This is a genomic window from Gardnerella sp. 30-4 (assembly GCF_001641215.1).
Lineage (GTDB): Bacteria > Actinomycetota > Actinomycetes > Actinomycetales > Bifidobacteriaceae > Bifidobacterium > Bifidobacterium leopoldii.
On sequence record NZ_LXJL01000145.1, the window covers coordinates 1 to 1,825 of the forward strand.

Consider the following 1,825-nt stretch of genomic DNA (forward strand, 5'->3'; position numbering starts at 1 on the left):
ATATAAGACTTCGTTTTAACACAACCACAGCCATTTTAGTATATTCATGCATTTTTATTTGGATATTGGAAATGGTACTAAACTTTGCATATCCAAATTATTATTCGACTCTAATAAGCTATACTGCGTTTCTTCCAATTACTGCGTTACAAACACCTTGGACTTGGTTCACATCAATGTTTGTTCACGCACCAAATTTAACCCATATTTTCTTCAATATGCTATGTCTTTGGTCGCTCGGAGTTGAATTAGAACGATTCTTCGGTAAATGGAAGTTTTTTGGATTGTATTTAATATCCGGCTTTGGCGGAAGCGTAGCTGATATCGTATGGTGCAAACTCACTAATAATTGGTTCGTTGCTTCATACGGTGCTTCGGGAGCTATTATGGGGCTTATAGGTGCACTTCTCGTAGCACAATGGCGACTAGGAGAAAACATGCGAGGAACAATTATTTGGATTGCTATTACTCTCGCTATGCCAATTATTGTACCTAATATCGCTTGGCAATCACACGTTGGAGGCTTAATTTCAGGTACTGCAATTGCAGCATTGCTCGGAGTACAAAATCCGCTACTTAAAAAAGCTTCGTTTAATACGCGTTTCTTAGTATATTTTGTATCACTATTTGCTATTCTCACTGCTTGTGCAATGTTTTGTTTGAAGGCATGATTTATTAAATTACACACGTGTAGTTTTCCACCAATGTGCACAGGATTGTGTATAAGTTGTGCCTAAATTGGTGACAACTATATAAGTTATCCACATAGTTAATCACAAACGTTGATAACTTGCCTTTTGTGAACCTGTGCACAAGTGTATAAGAGTTATCCACAATTTAAGTTTTTTGTGGACTAAACTATCGACTACATAATTTTAAAATTTACTTGCTCTAAAATTTTCTACACCTCAATAAGGAATGAGATTCATGCCTACACTTCAAGTTCCAAAAACAATCGAACCAGCAAACGCTTCTACACTCACTTTTATTAAAGAAAACGCACAATTGTCGCCAAGCAAAGCTGCTCTTAAAGCTCCACGCAACGCGAATATCGACATACCGTTTGCAATTAACCAAATAGCAGGTAGACAGATTGCGCAACAAAAACTGCCAAAATGGGCTTCCTGCAACGAAGTCATATATCCTGCACACATTTCTATGGAACAGTGTTCTTCTCAATCAACAGCACAATACAAAGCAAATGTTGCAAAAGAATTACTCAACAAATTAAATTCAGAAAATTTTAGTAGCACACTTGTGGACCTTACTGGCGGCTTTGGAGTTGATTGCACAATAATGTCTGAAGTTTTCGATTCTGCTATTTGTATTGAACAGCAAAACGAACTTTCTAGCATTGCACATCACAATATGAATGCACTTGGTATTACAAACGTAAAATGCTACAACAACAATAGCCTTGATGCACTCAAAAATATTCCTAAGTCAACGATAATATACGTTGATCCAGCTCGCCGTAACAAACAAGGATCTCGCACATACGCTATTGAAGATTGCACTCCAAACGTATTAGATCTTAAAAATCAGTTGCTCACTAAAGCAGAAATAGTAATTATTAAACTTTCTCCAATGCTTGATTGGCACAAAACAGTTAGTGATTTCAGTGGCAATGTAGAAGCCGTACATATAGTCGCACATAATAACGAGTGCAAGGAACTATTGATAATACTTAGTAACTCTCAGCACACAAAAGTACCAGTATATTGCGCAAACGATGATCAGATAACTGTTATACAAGCAACTTACAATACTTCAACAAATCAGGTATCAATACAGCCTGAATCAAATGTTTTAAATAATAAAAAAG

The 1,825-nt window shown here is 36.3% G+C and carries 2 protein-coding genes; both read left to right on the forward strand.

Going from position 1 to position 1,825, the window contains the following annotated elements:
* Positions 1–2 precede the first annotated feature (2 nt).
* Positions 3–671, forward strand: coding sequence for a rhomboid family intramembrane serine protease (locus tag A5294_RS06270; RefSeq protein WP_064340727.1), 669 nt, complete (start codon positions 3–5; stop codon positions 669–671).
* Between the two features lie 256 nt (positions 672–927).
* Positions 928–1,825: hypothetical protein (locus tag A5294_RS06275; RefSeq protein ID WP_064340728.1), on the forward strand; the 898-nt coding region annotated here is incomplete at its 3' end.